Origin of the sequence: Pseudoalteromonas fuliginea, from assembly GCF_000690055.1 — a bacterium.
Classification (GTDB): domain Bacteria; phylum Pseudomonadota; class Gammaproteobacteria; order Enterobacterales; family Alteromonadaceae; genus Pseudoalteromonas; species Pseudoalteromonas fuliginea.
Genome location: NZ_JJNZ01000159.1, coordinates 1 through 642 on the forward strand (window position 1 = coordinate 1; position 642 = coordinate 642).

The window sequence follows — 642 nt, forward strand, 5'->3', positions numbered from 1 at the left end:
GCACGCAGTAGGTCATCGGTTCGACTCCGATATTCTCCACAATCCGAAAGGAACACGTTCATTGACATATTGAGATAAAAAACAAAGTAATAAAATTAGAAAGCACAAAGTCTATAAAATTATTACCAAGGTAATAAATAATAAAAGACAAAAAGAACAATAAGCAAAATAAGGGCGTATGGGGAATGCCTAGGCTCTCAGAGGCGATGAAGGACGTGATAAGCTGCGAAAAGCTACGGGGATTGGCACACACGAATTGATCCGTAGATATCCGAATGGGGCAACCCACTATATTGAAGATATAGTATCCGCAAGGAAGCAAACCCGCTGAACTGAAACATCTAAGTAGGCGGAGGAGAAGAAAACAAAAGTGATTCCGTAAGTAGTGGCGAGCGAAAGCGGAACAGCCCAAACCAATAATGTTACGGCATTGTTGGGGTTGTAGGACCACGATATTCTATGTAACGCGAATTAGAAGCATCTGGAAAGTTGCATCAAAGAGGGTGATAATCCCGTATAAGTAAGCAATATAATAGATAGTGGTATCCTGAGTAGGGCGGGGCACGTGAAACCCTGTCTGAAACTGGCGGGACCATCCGTTAAGGCTAAATACTCCTGAGAGACCGATAGTGAACCAGTACC

General features: G+C 43.0%; 1 rRNA gene. It reads left to right on the forward strand.

Annotated features, from left to right (window positions below):
* Nucleotides 1-158: 158 nt before the first annotated feature.
* Nucleotides 159-642 (forward strand): 23S ribosomal RNA (locus DC53_RS22745); the annotation flags it as partial.